The 14,122-nt window shown below is 71.1% G+C and carries 17 protein-coding genes; 5 read left to right on the top strand and 12 right to left on the bottom strand.

The genetic code is table 11. The annotated features are described in order from the left end of the window. The first annotated feature begins 2 nt into the window (after positions 1-2). A complete protein-coding gene (locus tag ACF1AL_RS11665; protein ID WP_391825851.1) occupies positions 3-899 on the top strand; it encodes a winged helix-turn-helix transcriptional regulator in 897 nt (298 codons plus the stop codon). A gap of 7 nt (positions 900-906) precedes the next feature. Here the strand turns inward: ACF1AL_RS11665 and ACF1AL_RS11660 are convergent, their stop codons facing one another. The 10 genes from ACF1AL_RS11660 to ACF1AL_RS11615 all read right to left on the bottom strand — a co-directional run bounded on the left by ACF1AL_RS11660 (position 907) and on the right by ACF1AL_RS11615 (position 8,539). Continuing rightward, complete coding sequence (locus tag ACF1AL_RS11660) at positions 907-1,467, bottom strand: TetR/AcrR family transcriptional regulator (RefSeq protein WP_391820648.1); 561 nt, start codon at positions 1,465-1,467, stop codon at positions 907-909. After that, positions 1,467-1,787, bottom strand: a complete 321-nt coding sequence (locus tag ACF1AL_RS11655; RefSeq protein ID WP_384206915.1) for a DMT family transporter — start codon at positions 1,785-1,787, stop codon at positions 1,467-1,469. Before ACF1AL_RS11655 ends, ACF1AL_RS11660 begins: the two co-directional genes overlap by 1 nt. Before the next feature lie 107 nt (positions 1,788-1,894). Further along, positions 1,895-2,227, bottom strand: a complete 333-nt coding sequence (locus tag ACF1AL_RS11650; RefSeq protein ID WP_103784224.1) for a metal-sulfur cluster assembly factor — start codon at positions 2,225-2,227, stop codon at positions 1,895-1,897. Further along, a complete protein-coding gene (gene sufU, locus ACF1AL_RS11645) occupies positions 2,224-2,691 on the bottom strand; it encodes a Fe-S cluster assembly sulfur transfer protein SufU (protein WP_366840655.1) in 468 nt (155 codons plus the stop codon). The genes ACF1AL_RS11650 and sufU overlap by 4 nt, the downstream gene beginning before the upstream one ends. Before the next feature lie 19 nt (positions 2,692-2,710). Continuing rightward, the gene (locus ACF1AL_RS11640) at positions 2,711-3,967 is read right to left on the bottom strand and encodes a cysteine desulfurase (protein WP_391825850.1); all 1,257 of its coding nucleotides are present in this window, start codon (positions 3,965-3,967) and stop codon (positions 2,711-2,713) included. After that, on the bottom strand, positions 3,964-4,728 hold the full coding sequence (sufC, locus tag ACF1AL_RS11635) for a Fe-S cluster assembly ATPase SufC (RefSeq protein WP_366840653.1): 765 nt from the start codon (positions 4,726-4,728) through the stop codon (positions 3,964-3,966). The genes ACF1AL_RS11640 and sufC overlap by 4 nt, the downstream gene beginning before the upstream one ends. Before the next feature lie 7 nt (positions 4,729-4,735). Then, entirely contained in the window at positions 4,736-5,053 is a 318-nt protein-coding gene (locus ACF1AL_RS11630) for a non-heme iron oxygenase ferredoxin subunit (RefSeq protein ID WP_366840652.1), read from the bottom strand. Further along, positions 5,050-6,270, bottom strand: coding sequence for a Fe-S cluster assembly protein SufD (gene sufD / locus ACF1AL_RS11625; protein ID WP_391825849.1), 1,221 nt, complete (start codon positions 6,268-6,270; stop codon positions 5,050-5,052). The genes ACF1AL_RS11630 and sufD overlap by 4 nt, the downstream gene beginning before the upstream one ends. A gap of 83 nt (positions 6,271-6,353) precedes the next feature. Further along, positions 6,354-7,775, bottom strand: coding sequence for a Fe-S cluster assembly protein SufB (sufB, locus tag ACF1AL_RS11620; protein ID WP_103784218.1), 1,422 nt, complete (start codon positions 7,773-7,775; stop codon positions 6,354-6,356). Continuing rightward, positions 7,772-8,539, bottom strand: coding sequence for a helix-turn-helix transcriptional regulator (locus ACF1AL_RS11615; protein WP_391660553.1), 768 nt, complete (start codon positions 8,537-8,539; stop codon positions 7,772-7,774). The genes sufB and ACF1AL_RS11615 overlap by 4 nt, the downstream gene beginning before the upstream one ends. Before the next feature lie 161 nt (positions 8,540-8,700). Between ACF1AL_RS11615 and ACF1AL_RS11610 the strand changes: the two genes are divergently transcribed. From ACF1AL_RS11610 to ACF1AL_RS11595, 4 genes are all read left to right on the top strand, one after another. Next, positions 8,701-9,516, top strand: coding sequence for an aminoglycoside N(3)-acetyltransferase (locus ACF1AL_RS11610; protein ID WP_391825848.1), 816 nt, complete (start codon positions 8,701-8,703; stop codon positions 9,514-9,516). Between the two features lie 150 nt (positions 9,517-9,666). Next, positions 9,667-10,590 (top strand): ABC transporter ATP-binding protein, encoded by a 924-nt coding sequence (locus ACF1AL_RS11605; RefSeq protein WP_366840647.1) that lies wholly within the window; start codon positions 9,667-9,669, stop codon positions 10,588-10,590. Then, on the top strand, positions 10,587-11,357 hold the full coding sequence (locus ACF1AL_RS11600) for an ABC transporter permease (RefSeq protein WP_384206927.1): 771 nt from the start codon (positions 10,587-10,589) through the stop codon (positions 11,355-11,357). Before ACF1AL_RS11605 ends, ACF1AL_RS11600 begins: the two co-directional genes overlap by 4 nt. 45 nt (positions 11,358-11,402) lie before the next feature. Continuing rightward, entirely contained in the window at positions 11,403-12,416 is a 1,014-nt protein-coding gene (locus ACF1AL_RS11595; RefSeq protein ID WP_366840645.1) for a COX15/CtaA family protein, read from the top strand. 123 nt (positions 12,417-12,539) lie between these two features. On the opposite strand, the gene ACF1AL_RS11590 is transcribed toward ACF1AL_RS11595, so the two are convergent. Further along, the gene (locus ACF1AL_RS11590; RefSeq protein ID WP_391825847.1) at positions 12,540-13,646 is read right to left on the bottom strand and encodes an amidohydrolase family protein; all 1,107 of its coding nucleotides are present in this window, start codon (positions 13,644-13,646) and stop codon (positions 12,540-12,542) included. Between the two features lie 67 nt (positions 13,647-13,713). After that, positions 13,714-14,034: a hypothetical protein gene (locus ACF1AL_RS11585; protein ID WP_391825846.1), complete on the bottom strand. Its 321-nt coding sequence runs from the start codon at positions 14,032-14,034 to the stop codon at positions 13,714-13,716. Positions 14,035-14,122 lie beyond the last annotated feature (88 nt).

Below are 14,122 nucleotides of genomic sequence, written 5' to 3'. Positions count from 1 at the left end.
TCATGGCCCGCAGAACGACCCTGAAGGACTCCACCTGTGCCATCGCCCAGGCCCTGGACGTGGTGGGCGACTGGTGGACCCTGCTGATCGTGCGGGACACCGCACGCGGCGTGCACCGCTTCGACGAGCTGCAGCGCGAGCTCGGCATGTCCCGCAAGGTGCTCACGGAGCGGCTACGGCTGCTCGTCGACACCGGCGTCCTCGCCCGCGTCCCCTACCAGGAGCGCCCCGTGCGCCACGAGTACCGGCTCACCCCGCGTGGCCGCGCCCTGCTGCCGGTGCTGGTCGCCCTGCAGGACTGGGGCGACGCCTGGGTGCTGGGCGACGGCGCCACGTCGGCCACGGCGGACGAGGCGTCCACGCAGGCCCGGCGGGTGCACGAACTCCTCGGCACCCGGGTGCCGGAGCTGACGCTGCCGGACGACACGGGCGAGCCCCGCGACCCGGTCGCCGACGGCACCCCGTTCACGGTCCTGTACTGCTTCCCCGGCGCCTACGCCCGCCCGGAGGCCTATCCGCCGGGCTGGTCCGAGATCCCCGGCGCCCCCGGCTGCACCCTGGAGTCCTGCACCTACCGCGACCGCCTCGCCGACTTCACCGCCGCCGGCGCCACGGTGTACGGCGTGTCCACCCAACGGCCGGACGAGCAGCGGGCGTTCGCAAAGAAGGAGCGGCTCGGCCAGCGCCTGCTGTCCGACGCCGAGCTGTCGCTGATCACCGCCCTGCGGCTGCCCACGTTCCGCGCGGCGGCCGCGACCCGCCTCAAACGGCTCACGCTGGTGGTCGACCGGGCCCGGGTCGTACGGCACGTGCAGTACCCGGTGACCGACATCGCGGGCAGCGTCCAGTCCGCGCTCGACCAGATCGGCCGGCTCGCGCGGGACACCCAGGAGAGCTGACCACCCGTCAGTCGACAAGCTCCTGACCGCCGTCGGGGATCATCCGCGCCAGCACCTCCCGCGCGTAGGCCTCGTCGTACTCCGCCTCCGTCAGCAGCACCTGGAGGCAGATCCCGTCCATCAGCGCCGCGAGGGCCCGCGCGGTGACCGGGTCGGTGCGCCCGGAGAGGCGCTCGACGACGCTCTTCACCCACTCCGCGGCGATCGGGCGCAGGGCGGGCCGGCGCAGGGCGGCGAGGTAGAGCTCGTACTCCAGTTCCACGCCGGCGCGCTCGCGGGACAGCCACTCGCCGAGCAGGGCGGCGAGTTCGGCCGCCAGGTCGCAGCCCTCGTCGGTCAGGCCGCCGCGCGCGGCGAGCAGTGCGTCGAAGCCCTCGTTGGCCTGCCGCAGCGCGGCGACCATCAGATCGTCCAGGCTCGCGAAGTGGTACGTCGTGGAGCCGAGCGGCACGTCGGCCTCGGCGGCGACGCTGCGGTGGCTGAGCCCGGCCAGCCCCTTGTCGCCGGCCACCCGCAGGGCCGCGTCGATGATCCGCTGCCGCCGCTCGGGGTCGTAGCGCCGGGCCATCAGTGGGCGCCCCCGAGGTTGAGCACCGCCACCCCGGCGATGATCAGCAGGATCCCGGCGATCTTCGCCGCGCCCAGGCCCTCGCCGAAGAAGATCAGCCCGATCGCCGCGATGCTCGCGGTGCCCAGACCGGACCAGATGGCGTAGGCGGTGCCCACCGACACCGACTTCAGGGTCTGGGCGAGCAGGACGAAGGAGACGACGTAGCCGAGTGCGGTCAGCACGGAGGGCCACAGTCTGCTGAAGCCGTCGCTGTACTTCAGGGCCGTGGTCGCGGCCACCTCGGCGGCGATGGCGGCGACGAGCGTGAGGTATCCCATGTGTACGACCGTACACATGGGTGGGCGGCGGCGCGAGACGCGGACACGAAAAGGGCGGCACCCGAAGGTGCCGCCCTTTTCATGCGCCGGCCGGTGGCCGGTGGCCGTCAGACGTTGAAACCGAGCGCCCGCAGCTGCTCGCGGCCGTCGTCGGTGATCTTGTCCGGGCCCCACGGCGGCATCCAGACCCAGTTGATGCGCAGCTCGTTGACCAGGCCGTCCGTGGCGGACTTGGCCTGGTCCTCGATCACGTCGGTCAGCGGGCAGGCCGCCGAGGTCAGCGTCATGTCGACGGTCGCGATGTTCGCGTCGTCGATGTGGATGCCGTAGATCAGGCCGAGGTTGACGACGTCGATGCCCAGCTCGGGGTCGACGACGTCCATCAGCGCCTCGCGGAGCTCCTCCTCCGAGGCCGGCTTCATCTCAGCGGTGTCGGTCATGCCGTCTTCCTTTCGGCGTCGGCGCCGCCCAGCGCCTGGGCCGTCGCGTCCTTCCACGCCATCCAGCTGAGGAGGGCGCACTTGACCCGTGCCGGGTACTTGGACACCCCGGCGAACGCGACCGCGTCCTCCAGGAGGTCCTCCATCGTGTCGTCGGGCTCGATCCTGCCCTTGGACTGCATCAGCTCCAGGAAGGTCTCCTGGATCCTCTGCGCGTCGGACAGCTCCTTGCCGACCAGCAGCTCGTTCAGCACGGAGGCCGAGGCCTGGCTGATGGAGCAGCCCTGGCCCTCGTACGAGACGTCCGCGATCGTCGTTCCGTCGTACTTGACGCGGAGCGTGATCTCGTCGCCGCACGTCGGGTTGACGTGGTGCACCTCGGCGTCGCCATCCCGCAAGCCCCGGCCGTGCGGGTTCTTGTAGTGGTCCAGGATGACTTCCTGGTACATCGAGTCCAGCTTCACGGTTTTGAGTTCACGCCCCTCAGCCGAAGAAGTTCCGTACGTGCTCCAGACCGTCGACCAGAGCGTCGATCTCGGCCGGCGTGGAGTACAGATAGAACGACGCTCGCGTGGTCGCAGGAATTCCGTAGCGGAGGCAGACCGGCCGCGCGCAGTGGTGACCGACACGGACCGCGATGCCCTGCTCGTCGAGGACCTGGCCCACGTCGTGCGGGTGGATGTCACCGAGCGTGAAGGAGATCGCCGCACCGCGGTCCTCGGCCGTGGTGGGGCCGATGATCCTCAGGTCCGGGACCTGCGCCAGCCGCTGCACCGCGTACTCGGTCAGCGCGTGCTCGTGGGCGAGGACCTTGGCCATGCCGATCGAGTTGAGGTAGTCGATCGCGGCGCCCAGCCCGACCGCCTGCGCGATCGGCGGGGTGCCCGCCTCGAACTTGTGCGGCGCCGGGGCGTAGGTGGAGGAGTGCATCGAGACGGTCTCGATCATCTCGCCGCCGCCCAGGAACGGGGGCAGGTCCTCCAGCAGCTCCTGGCGGCCCCACAGCACGCCGATGCCGGTCGGGCCGCACATCTTGTGGCCGGTGAAGGCCACGAAGTCGGCCTGCAGCGCCTGCACGTCCAGCGGCATGTGCGGCGCGGCCTGCGAGGCGTCGATGCAGACCAGGGCGCCGACCTCCTGGGCGCGGCGCACGATCGCCTCGACCGGGTTGACCGTGCCCAGGATGTTGGAGACCAGCACGAAGGAGACGATCTTCGTCTTCTCGGTGATGATCTCGTCGATGTTGGACAGGTCGAGGCGGCCGTCGTCGGTGAGGCCGAACCACTTCAGCTTCGCGCCCGTGCGCTGCGCGAGCAGCTGCCACGGCACGATGTTGGAGTGGTGCTCCATCTCCGTGATGACGATCTCGGTCTCGCGGTCCACCCGGTAGGGCTCGTCGGCCCAGCCGAGCATGTTGGCCACGAGGTTCAGCGACTCGGAGGCGTTCTTGGTGAAGATCACCTCGTCGCGGCTGGGTGCGTTGATGAACTCGGCGACCTTGTCCCGCGCACCCTCGTACAGCGCCGTGGCCTCCTCGGCGAGGACGTGCACGCCGCGGTGGACGTTGGCGTTGTGCTGCTCGTAGTACTCGGAGAGCACGTCGAGGACCTGGCGCGGCGTCTGCGAGGTCGCCGCGTTGTCCAGGTACACCAGCTTCCTGCCGTCGTGGAGCACGCGGTCCAGGATCGGGAAGTCCTTGCGGATCGCCTCGGTGTCGAGGAGGCCCGGCAGCTGTGTCACGCGGATGCGCCACCCTTCACGTACTTGTCGTAGCCCTCGGCCTCGAGCTGGTCGGCGAGCTCGGCACCGCCGGACTCGACGATCCGCCCGCCGGCGAACACGTGGACGTGGTCGGGCTTGATGTAGCGCAGGATGCGCGTGTAGTGCGTGATCAGCAGGGTGCCGACCTCGCCGGTCTCGCGGACGCGGTTGACGCCCTCGGAGACGATGCGCAGGGCGTCGACGTCCAAGCCGGAGTCGGTCTCGTCGAGGATCGCGACCTTCGGCTTGAGCAGCTCCAGCTGGAGGATCTCGTGACGCTTCTTCTCACCGCCGGAGAAGCCCTCGTTCACGTTGCGCTCGGCGAAGGAGGGGTCCATGTTGAGGCGCTCCATGGCCTCCTTGACCTCCTTCACCCAGGTGCGCAGCTTGGGGGCCTCGCCGCGCACGGCGGTGGCGGAGGTGCGCAGGAAGTTGGAGACCGAGACGCCGGGGACCTCGACCGGGTACTGCATCGCCAGGAACAGGCCCGCGCGGGCGCGCTCGTCGACGCTCATCTCCAGCACGTCCTCGCCGTCCAGGGTGACGGTGCCGCCGGTGATGGTGTACTTCGGGTGACCCGCGAGCGAGTAGGCGAGGGTCGACTTGCCCGAGCCGTTGGGGCCCATGATGGCGTGCGTCTCGCCCTGCTTCACGGTGAGGTCGACGCCCTTGAGGATCTCCTTCGTGGCGTTGTCGGCCTCGACGGTGACGTGCAGGTCTCGGATTTCAAGCGTTGCCATGGGTGCCTCAGGACTCCTGGGAGAGGGAGACGAGCACGTCGTCCCCTTCGATCTTTACGGGGTATACGGGGACGGGACGCGTCGCCGGAAGACTGTCGGGCTTGCCGGAGCGCAGGTCGAAGCGCGAGCCGTGCAGCCAGCACTCGATGTGGCAGTCGTCGACCTCGCCCTCGGAGAGGGAGACGTTCGCGTGCGAGCAGATGTCGTGGATCGCGTAGACCTCGCCCTCGGTCCGCACGATGGACACGGGCGTGCCGTCGAGTTCCACCCGCTTCGGGGTGTCCTCCTCCAGCTCGCTGACGCCACAGGCGCGTACGAAGGTCATGCGACCGAGGCCTCCAGCTCCTGCTCGATCTTCGCGATCAGGCGCTCCTCGATGTCGGCGACGCCGATCTGCTGGACCAGCTCGGCGAAGAAGCCGCGCACGACCAGGCGGCGGGCCTCGTGCTCCGGGATGCCACGGGCCATCAGGTAGAACAGCTGCTCGTCGTCGAAGCGGCCGGTGGCGGAGGCGTGGCCGGCGCCGACGATCTCGCCGGTCTCGATCTCCAGGTTCGGCACCGAGTCGACGCGCGCGCCGTCCGTGAGGACCAGGTTGCGGTTCATCTCGTAGGTGTCGGTGCCCTCGGCCGCGGCCTCGATGAGCACGTCGCCGATCCACACCGCGTGCGCCTCGTCGCCCTGCAGCGCGCCCTTGTAGACGACGTTGGACTTGCAGTGCGGCACGTTGTGGTCGACCAGGAGGCGGTGCTCCTGGTGCTGGCCGGCGTCCGTGAAGTACAGGCCGAACAGCTCGGCCTCGCCGCCGGGGCCGGCGTAGCTGACGCGCGGGTGCAGGCGGACGACGTCGCCGCCGAAGGTGACGACGACCGACTTGAAGGAGGCGTCGCGGCCGATCAGCGCGTTGTGCTGGGCCACGTGCACGGACTTGTCGTCCCAGTCCTGCACGGAGACGACGGTCAGCTTGGCGCCGTCGCCGAGGATGTAGTCGACGTTGGCGGCGAGCACCGCGTCACCGGTGTGGTCGATGACCACGACGGCCTCGGCGAACGCGCCCAGCTCGACGACCTGGTGACCGAAGCGGGTGCCGCCCTCGCCGTGCACCGCGATGCGGATCGGCTCGGTGAGGACGGTCTCCTTCGGCACGGTCACGACCGAGGCCTTCTCGAAGGACGAGTACGCCTGGGCGGCGACGCGGTCCACCGGCGTGCCCGCCTTGCCGAGCCGCGCGTCGTCGCGGCCGACGGTCTCGACGATGACGCCCTCGGGGGCCTGCACGTCGACCTTCACACCGTCGCCGGAGGTGGTGGCGGTGCCGTCGTGCAGCCCGCGCAGGCGCTCCAGCGGGGTGAACCGCCACTCCTCCTCACGGCCGTGCGGGACCGGGAAGTCCGCGACGTCGAAGGAGGGCGGGGCGCTCATGCGGGTGGCGACGGTGGACTCCCCGGCCACCGCGATGGCGCCGGAGGTCGTCGACCCCAAGGGTGGGGGTCCCCCCGCCCGAGTGGATTCGAGGGTGGGGGAGTTCTGGGCCTCAGCCATGGCTGTCGTAGTGCTCGCTTTCCGTTACGTATGGGGCTTGACGGGGACGGCGGGGCGGCGCGGGGGCCGCCCCGGGCCGGGGATTAGCCGACCGCGCCCTCCATCTGCAGCTCGATCAGCCGGTTGAGCTCCAGCGCGTACTCCATGGGCAGCTCCTTGGCGATCGGCTCGACGAAGCCGCGCACGATCATCGCCATCGCCTCGTCCTCGGCGAGACCGCGGCTCATCAGGTAGAAGAGCTGGTCCTCGGAGACCTTGGAGACGGTGGCCTCGTGGCCCATGGACACGTCGTCCTCGCGGACGTCGACGTAAGGGTAGGTGTCCGACCGGGAGATGGTGTCCACGAGCAGCGCGTCGCACAGCACGTTGGACTTCGACCCGGCGGCGCCCTCGCCGATCTCGATCAGACCGCGGTAGGACGTACGGCCGCCACCGCGCGCCACCGACTTGGAGACGATGTTGGAGGAGGTGTTCGGCGCCATGTGGACCATCTTGGCGCCGGCGTCCTGGTGCTGGCCCTCGCCGGCGAAGGCGATGGACAGGGTCTCGCCCTTGGCGTGCTCGCCCATCAGGTAGACGGCCGGGTACTTCATCGTCACCTTGGAGCCGATGTTGCCGTCGACCCACTCCATGGTCGCGCCCTCGTAGGCCACGGCGCGCTTGGTGACCAGGTTGTAGACGTTGTTCGACCAGTTCTGGATGGTCGTGTAGCGGCAGCGGGCGTTCTTCTTGACGATGATCTCGACGACCGCGGAGTGCAGCGAGTCCGACTTGTAGATCGGGGCCGTACAACCCTCGACGTAGTGCACGTAGGCGCCCTCGTCGACGATGATCAGGGTCCGCTCGAACTGGCCCATGTTCTCGGTGTTGATCCGGAAGTAGGCCTGCAGCGGGATCTCGACATGCACGCCCTTCGGCACGTAGATGAAGGAGCCACCGGACCACACGGCGGTGTTCAGCGCGGCGAACTTGTTGTCACCGGCCGGGATGACCGTGCCGAAGTACTCCTTGAAGAGCTCCGGGTGCTCCTTCAGCGCGGTGTCGGTGTCGAGGAAGATGACGCCCTGCTCCTCCAGGTCCTCGCGGATCTGGTGGTAGACGACCTCCGACTCGTACTGGGCGGCGACACCGGCGACGAGGCGCTTCTTCTCGGCCTCCGGGATGCCCAGCTTGTCGTAGGTGTTCTTGATGTCCTCGGGCAGGTCCTCCCAGGACTCCGCCTGCTTCTCCGTGGAGCGCACGAAGTACTTGATGTTGTCGAAGTCGATCCCCGACAGGTCCGAGCCCCAGTTCGGCATGGGCTTCTTCTCGAAGAGCCTCAGCCCCTTGAGGCGAAGCTTCGTCATCCACTCCGGCTCGTCCTTCTTGGACGAGATGTCACGGACGACGTCCTCGTTCAGACCACGCCGCGCCGACGCACCGGCTTCGTCGCGGTCGGCCCAGCCGTATTCGTACTTGCCCAGGCCCTCGAGCTCAGGGTGGGCAGTCTCCGTGGGGAGAGTCATGCGGGGTTCCTCCCGGCCGTGCTTGCAGATGCGTCAGTGGACAACGTGGGATCGGTCTTGGGATCGATCTTGGGGATGAAGGTCGTGCAGACGCCGTCGCCGTGGGCGATGGTCGCGAGCCGCTGCACATGCGTACCGAGAAGCTCGGCGAAAAATTCCGTCTCGGCCTCGCACAGCTGCGGGAACTGCTCGGCGACGTGGGCGACCGGGCAGTGGTGCTGGCACAGCTGCTCACCGACGGGCGCGCTCCGCGCGGTAGCAGCGTACCCGTCCGTGCTCAGGGCCTTGGCCAGCGCTTCGGTGCGCTTCTCCGGGGGCGCGGCCTCGACCGCCGCGCGGTAGGCGCCGGCCTGCGCGGCGATCCGGGCGCGGGCGAACGCGGCGACGGCCTCGCGGCCGCCCTCCCGCTCGGCGATCCAGCGCATGGCGTCGGCGGCGAGCTTGTCGTAGGACTGGTCGAAGGCGTCGCGGCCGCAGTCGGTGAGCGCGAAGACCTTCGCGGGGCGCCCGCGCGTGCGCGTGCCGTACACCCGCTGCTCGCGCGGCTCCACGACGTCGTCGGCGACGAGCGCGTCCAGATGGCGCCGTACGGCCGCCTGGGTGAGGCCCAGCCGCGTGGCCAGCTCGGCGACGGTCGACGGGCCGTGGTCCAGGATCGACCGCGCGACCCGGTTGCGCGTCGAGCGATCCGAGCGCATCCCAGCCGCGAGCTCCTCCTGCGGGGTCCCCGTGGGGGTCTCCCGAGCCTCGCCGACGTTTTTCACAACGCCATTGTTGCGTAATTCCTCCGAGCGTGACAAGCGGCGTCCCGGCGGGCGGATGGTGCCCTGCGTCACTTAGGCATACCTAATCTGACCTGCGCAAACGATCTTTGATCGATCAAAAGGGTGGCGTCCGCGCAGGTCGTGGGCGAGACTGCGGTGCCATGCCGACGACGCCTCTCACCGGCCCACTGGTCACACGAGACACCGTGGCCACACAGCTGCGGCACCTCGGCGTGCGGCCCGGCGAGATCCTTCTGGTGCACTCCTCGCTGCGTTCGCTCGGCTGGGTGAACGGCGGCCCCGTCGCGGTGGTACGCGGCCTGCTCGACGCGCTCGGCCCCACCGGCACCCTGGTGGTCCCCACCCAGACCGGCGACCTGTCCGACCCGGCGCTGTGGAGCAATCCCCCGGTGCCCCGCGCGTGGTGGGACACGATCCGCGCCACCATGCCGCCGTACGACCCCGGCGTCACCCCGAGCCGAGGGGTCGGCGTGATCCCGGAGACCGTGCGCACCTGGCCCGGCGCCCTGCGCAGCGCCCACCCCCAGACCTCGTTCGCGGCGATCGGCCCGTGCGCGGCGCGGATCACCGAGGGCCACGCCCCCGACTGCCGCCTCGGGGAGAGCAGCCCGCTGGCGAAGCTGGAGAGGCTCGGCGCGCGGGTCCTGCTGCTCGGCGCCGGCTACGACTCGTGCACCGCCTTCCACCTGGCCGAATACCGCATCCCCTCCCCCCTGACCGAGGTCGGCCGGCCGGCGCCGGGCGGGGGCTGGGAGACGGTGATCGAGGTGTCGATCACCTCCGACCGCTTCGACGAACTCGGTCACGACTTCGAGCGGGACCGCCCGGTCGTGCGCGGACGGGTGGGCGCGGCCGAGGCCCGGCTGTTCCCCGTCGCGGACGCGGTGGCCTACGCGGAACGCTGGCTGCCGGTCCACCGGCCGCGCGAGGAGGAGATCCCGGGCCGCCCCGGGTGAGCGGAGATCCCCGGCGCCCCGGGTGAGCGGAGATCCCCGGCGCCCCGGGTGAGCGGAGATCCCCGGCGCCCCGGGTGAGCGGACAGGGCGGGCGGGCAGTTCGGCACCCGCGCGTCCGCGGGCGTTCCCGGCTCCCTAGACTCGGGTGCCATGCGAGATGAGCCCGTCGTCCAGGTCCAGGCCCTGGTGAAGCGGTACGGCACGAAAACCGCGGTGGACGGCCTCGACCTGGTGGCCCGGGCGGGCGTGACCGCCGTCCTCGGCCCCAACGGCGCCGGCAAGACGACCACGGTCGAGACCTGCGAGGGGTACCGGAAGCCGGACGCCGGCACGGTGCGTGTCCTGGGCCTCGACCCCGTCCGGGACTCGGCTGACCTGCGGCCCCGGATCGGCGTGATGCTCCAGTCCGGCGGCGTCTACTCCGGCGCCCGGGCCGACGAGATGCTGCGGCACATGGCCAAGCTGCACGCCCACCCCCTCGACGTCGACGCGCTCGTCGAGCGGCTCGGGCTCGGCTCCTGCGGCCGCACCTCCTACCGGCGCCTGTCCGGCGGTCAGCAGCAGCGGCTCGCGCTCGCCATGGCCGTCGTCGGCCGCCCCGAACTGGTCTTCCTCGACGAGCCCACCGCCGGCCTCGACCCGCAGGCCCGCCGCGCCACCTGGGACCTGGTCCGCGACCTGCGCGCCGACGGGGTCTCCGTGATCCTCACCACGCACTACATGGAGGAGGCCGAGCAGCTCGCCGACGACGTCGCCATCATCGACGCGGGCCGGGTGATCGCCCAGGGCTCCCCCGAGGAGCTGTGCAAGGGCGGCGCCGAGAACACGCTGCGCTTCTCCGGCCGCCCCGGCCTCGACGTCGCCTCCCTGCTCAAGGCGCTCCCGGCCGACTGCTCGGCCGCCGAGCTGAGCCCCGGGTCCTACCGGGTGAACGGCAAGGTCGACCCGCAGCTGCTCGCGACCGTCACCTCCTGGTGCGCCCAGCACGGGGTGATGCCGGACAAGATCTCGGTCGAACGCCACACCCTCGAGGACGTCTTCTTGGAACTCACCGGCAAGGAGCTGCGCTCGTGACCGCCACCGGCACCTACACCCCGCGCCCCGGGGCGGCGCCGCTGTCCCGCATGATCGCGGCCCAGGCGGCACTGGAGACGCGGATGCTGCTGCGCAACGGCGAACAGCTGCTGCTCACCGTGATCATCCCGACCCTGCTGCTGGCGCTCTTCAGCTCCGTCGACATCGTCGACACCGGCGCGGGCAAGGCCGTCGACTTCCTCGCCCCGGGCATCCTGGCCCTCGCCGTGATGTCCACGGCGTTCACCGGGCAGGCCATCGCCACCGGCTTCGAGCGCCGCTACGGCGTGCTCAAGCGGCTGGCGTCCTCGCCGCTGCCCCGCTGGGCCCTGATGACCGCGAAGACGGCGTCCGTGCTGGTCACCGAGGTGCTCCAGGTGATCCTGCTCACCGTGATCGCCTTCGCGCTGGGCTGGTCGCCGCACGGCAACCCGTTCGCCGTGCTGCTCCTGCTGATCGCCGGCACGGCCGCCTTCTCCGGGCTCGGCCTGCTGATGGCCGGCACCCTCAAGGCCGAGGCCACCCTGGCCGCCGCCAACCTCGTCTTCCTGCTGCTGCTCGTCGGCGGCGGGGTGATCGTGCCGCTGGACAAGTTCCCCGCCGGCGTCCAGGACGTGCTGGCCCTGCTGCCCATCTCCGCCCTGTCCGACGGCCTGCGGGACGTGCTCCAGCACGGGGCCGGGATGCCCTGGGGCGACCTCGGGATCCTCGCCGTGTGGGCGGTCGCGGGACTCGCGGCCGCCGGGAAGTTCTTCCGCTGGGAGTAGGCGCCGATGGACCCTCGTGAAAGCGTGCACAAGCAGGCGCCTACCATGGACGGCGTGCCAAAGCTGACCCGCGCCGACGCCACCGCGGCCGCGCGCAACCCGCTCGCCTTCATCGCCGCACGCTGGACGCCGACCCACAAGACGGTCCAGCGGGCGGCCCTGTCCGCCGTCGTCATGGCCGTGATCATCGTGGTCACCGGCGGCGCCGTGCGCCTGACCAGCTCCGGGCTGGGCTGCCCGACCTGGCCCAAGTGCACCGACGACTCGCTGACCGCGACCAGCGCGATGGGCTTCCACGGCGCGATCGAGTTCGGCAACCGCATGCTGACGTACGTGCTGTGCGCGGCCGTCGGCTGGGCGATCATCGCGGCCCGCTCGCAGAAGCCCTGGCGGCGCAGCCTGACCCGGCTGGGCTGGGCCCAGTTCTGGATCGTCATGGGCAACGCCGTGCTCGGCGGCATCGTCGTCCTCGTCGGCCTGAACCCGTACACGGTCGCCGCGCACTTCCTGCTCTCCACCGCCCTGATCGCCGTGGCGACGGTGATGTGGCAGCGCACCCGGGAGGGCGACGGGGCGCCCCGGCCGCTGGTCGGCAAGTCCGTGCAGCAGCTGGTGTGGTTCCTGCTGGTCGCCTCCGTGCTGCTGATCGCGGTCGGCACCGTGGTGACCGGCGCCGGGCCGCACGCGGGTGACTCCAGCGAGGTGGACCGCATCCCGGTGGACTGGGAGGCGGTCGCCAAGCTGCACGCCGTCCTGGCGTGGATCGTGGTCACGCTGACGTTCGCGCTGTGGTTCGTGCTCAAGGCGGTCGACGCGCCCAAGGGCCCGCTGGCGCGGACGCGGGATCTGTTCCTGATCCTGCTGGGCCAGGGCGCTGTGGGTTACATCCAGTACTTCACCAAGCTGCCGGAAGCCCTGGTCGGCTTGCACATGCTGGGCTCGGCCCTGATGTGGATCGGCGTCCTGCGGGTGCTGCTGGCGCTGCGCGAGCGCCCCGGCATCGACCCGGCTGCGTCCGTACCGGCACCCGCGGACCGGCTCGAGCCGGCCTCCGGCTGACGAAGGCGCGCGCCGCGCGAGGCGGGGAGCGACTCGCGCAAGGAGTCATCGGGTACGTCCAGTACGGACCACCCCCGCGGGCGGCGCACGCCACCCGGGTCAACGACCCGCCACAGGCCTCGGTCACCGCAGCCCGTACACCCGCTCCGCGTTCCCCGACGCCAGCATGAGCGCGACGCGTTGCGCGTCCTGGAGGGACCACGCGTCCTCGGCCACCCAGCCGCCCAGGACCCGGCCGAGGGCCTCGCGGAAGAGACGGGCCGCGACGACGTGCAGTTCGGGCAGGCCGCGCCCTCCGCTGGAGAAGAGGATCTTGCCGAAGGGCGCGAGTTCCAGCACCTCGGCGAGGACGCTCGCCGCCCGGGCACCGGTGCGCACCAGCGCGGCGCCCGCGTCGGCGTAGACGTGCGGGAAGACCCCGGCGAGATGGGCGGCGTGCCGGTGGTAGGGGTAGCCGTGCAGCAGGATCAGGTCGGTGCCGAGGCCGGCGGTGGCGCGGACGAAGTCGGTGAGCAGCACGGGGTCGGTGCGGTCGGTGCGCTGCCCCGGCTCCCCCAGCCCGGCGTGCAGCTGCAGCGGCAGCCCGGAGGCCACCGCGATCCACAGCAGGTGGCGCAGCAGCACCGGATCGCTCAGCTCGCCCCCGACGCGGCGGCCGGCCAGCCAGCGTCCGGCGGCGCCCCGCACCTCCCCCGGCCCGGGCGGCTCCGGCGCGAGCGCGAGACCGTGCCGTATGCCCGCCACCGAGGTGAAGGCGACGGCGTCCGCGGCGGCGCCGTGCACCGATTCGGCGAGGTTGGCGAGGAAGGACTCGACGGTCCCGGAGGTGTCGGCGACCTGCTCCGCGAGTTGTTCGAGCCGGACGATCTCGTGGGCGGCGGCGTCGCCGGCGGTGGCCATCTCGGCGGGCCCGGTGAGGTCGCCGGGCAGGCCGGTGTCGACGAGATACGTCGTGATGCCGCTGCCGCGCAGCAGCCGGCGGCCGGCCTCCAGGACGCCCAGCTCGCGGCGCCGGGCCAGATAGCGGGCGGGCGGGCAGTGCGGTTCCAGGCCGAGCAGGGGCGGACACCAGCGCCGTACGGCGAAACCGGTCTGGGTGTCGAAGAGGGTGGTGCCCGGCGCCGGTGGTCCCTCGGTGCGGGCCAGCTGGGCCTCGAAGGTGCCGAGGCCCAGCTCCGTTCTCAGTACGCCGTGGCAGTACTGGTCCACGAGGGACGGCGTTTCGATCATCCGGGTTCCCCCTGACGGACGCGGTGCGCTACCCGTCCTAACGGGTGAACCCGGGCGGAGGTGATGCTCAGCCGCCCACCTGAATGCCGGCCATCCGCTTCCACTCGTACGCGCCCGTGGTCACCTTGGCCGCGAACTCGCCGTCGAACGCCTCGTGGGCGGTGATGCCGGACTTCTCGACGGCCTTCTCGGCGATCTCGTACGACGGGGCCACCAGGTCGCCCCAGCCGCCGTCCTCGCCGACGAGGACGATCCGCGCGCCGCGCTCGCCGATGTAGGCCACCTGGCCCTCGGCGCCGCCGTGCGCCTTGGAGAAGGCGCTGATCCGCTGGGCGAGCTTGTCCGCCGTGCGCTCGGCCTTCGCGTCAACCTGCTGCGTGTCTGCCATGGTCAGGATGCTACTCAGCGGTAGCGGGAACGGCGACGGGCGGGGTGCGTGGCGTATGCCACCCACCCCGCCCGGGATGTCCTGAAAG

Source organism: Streptomyces sp. NPDC014801 (genome assembly GCF_043082085.1).
GTDB lineage: Bacteria > Actinomycetota > Actinomycetes > Streptomycetales > Streptomycetaceae > Streptomyces.
This window is presented reverse-complemented; position numbering and strand designations above follow the sequence as displayed.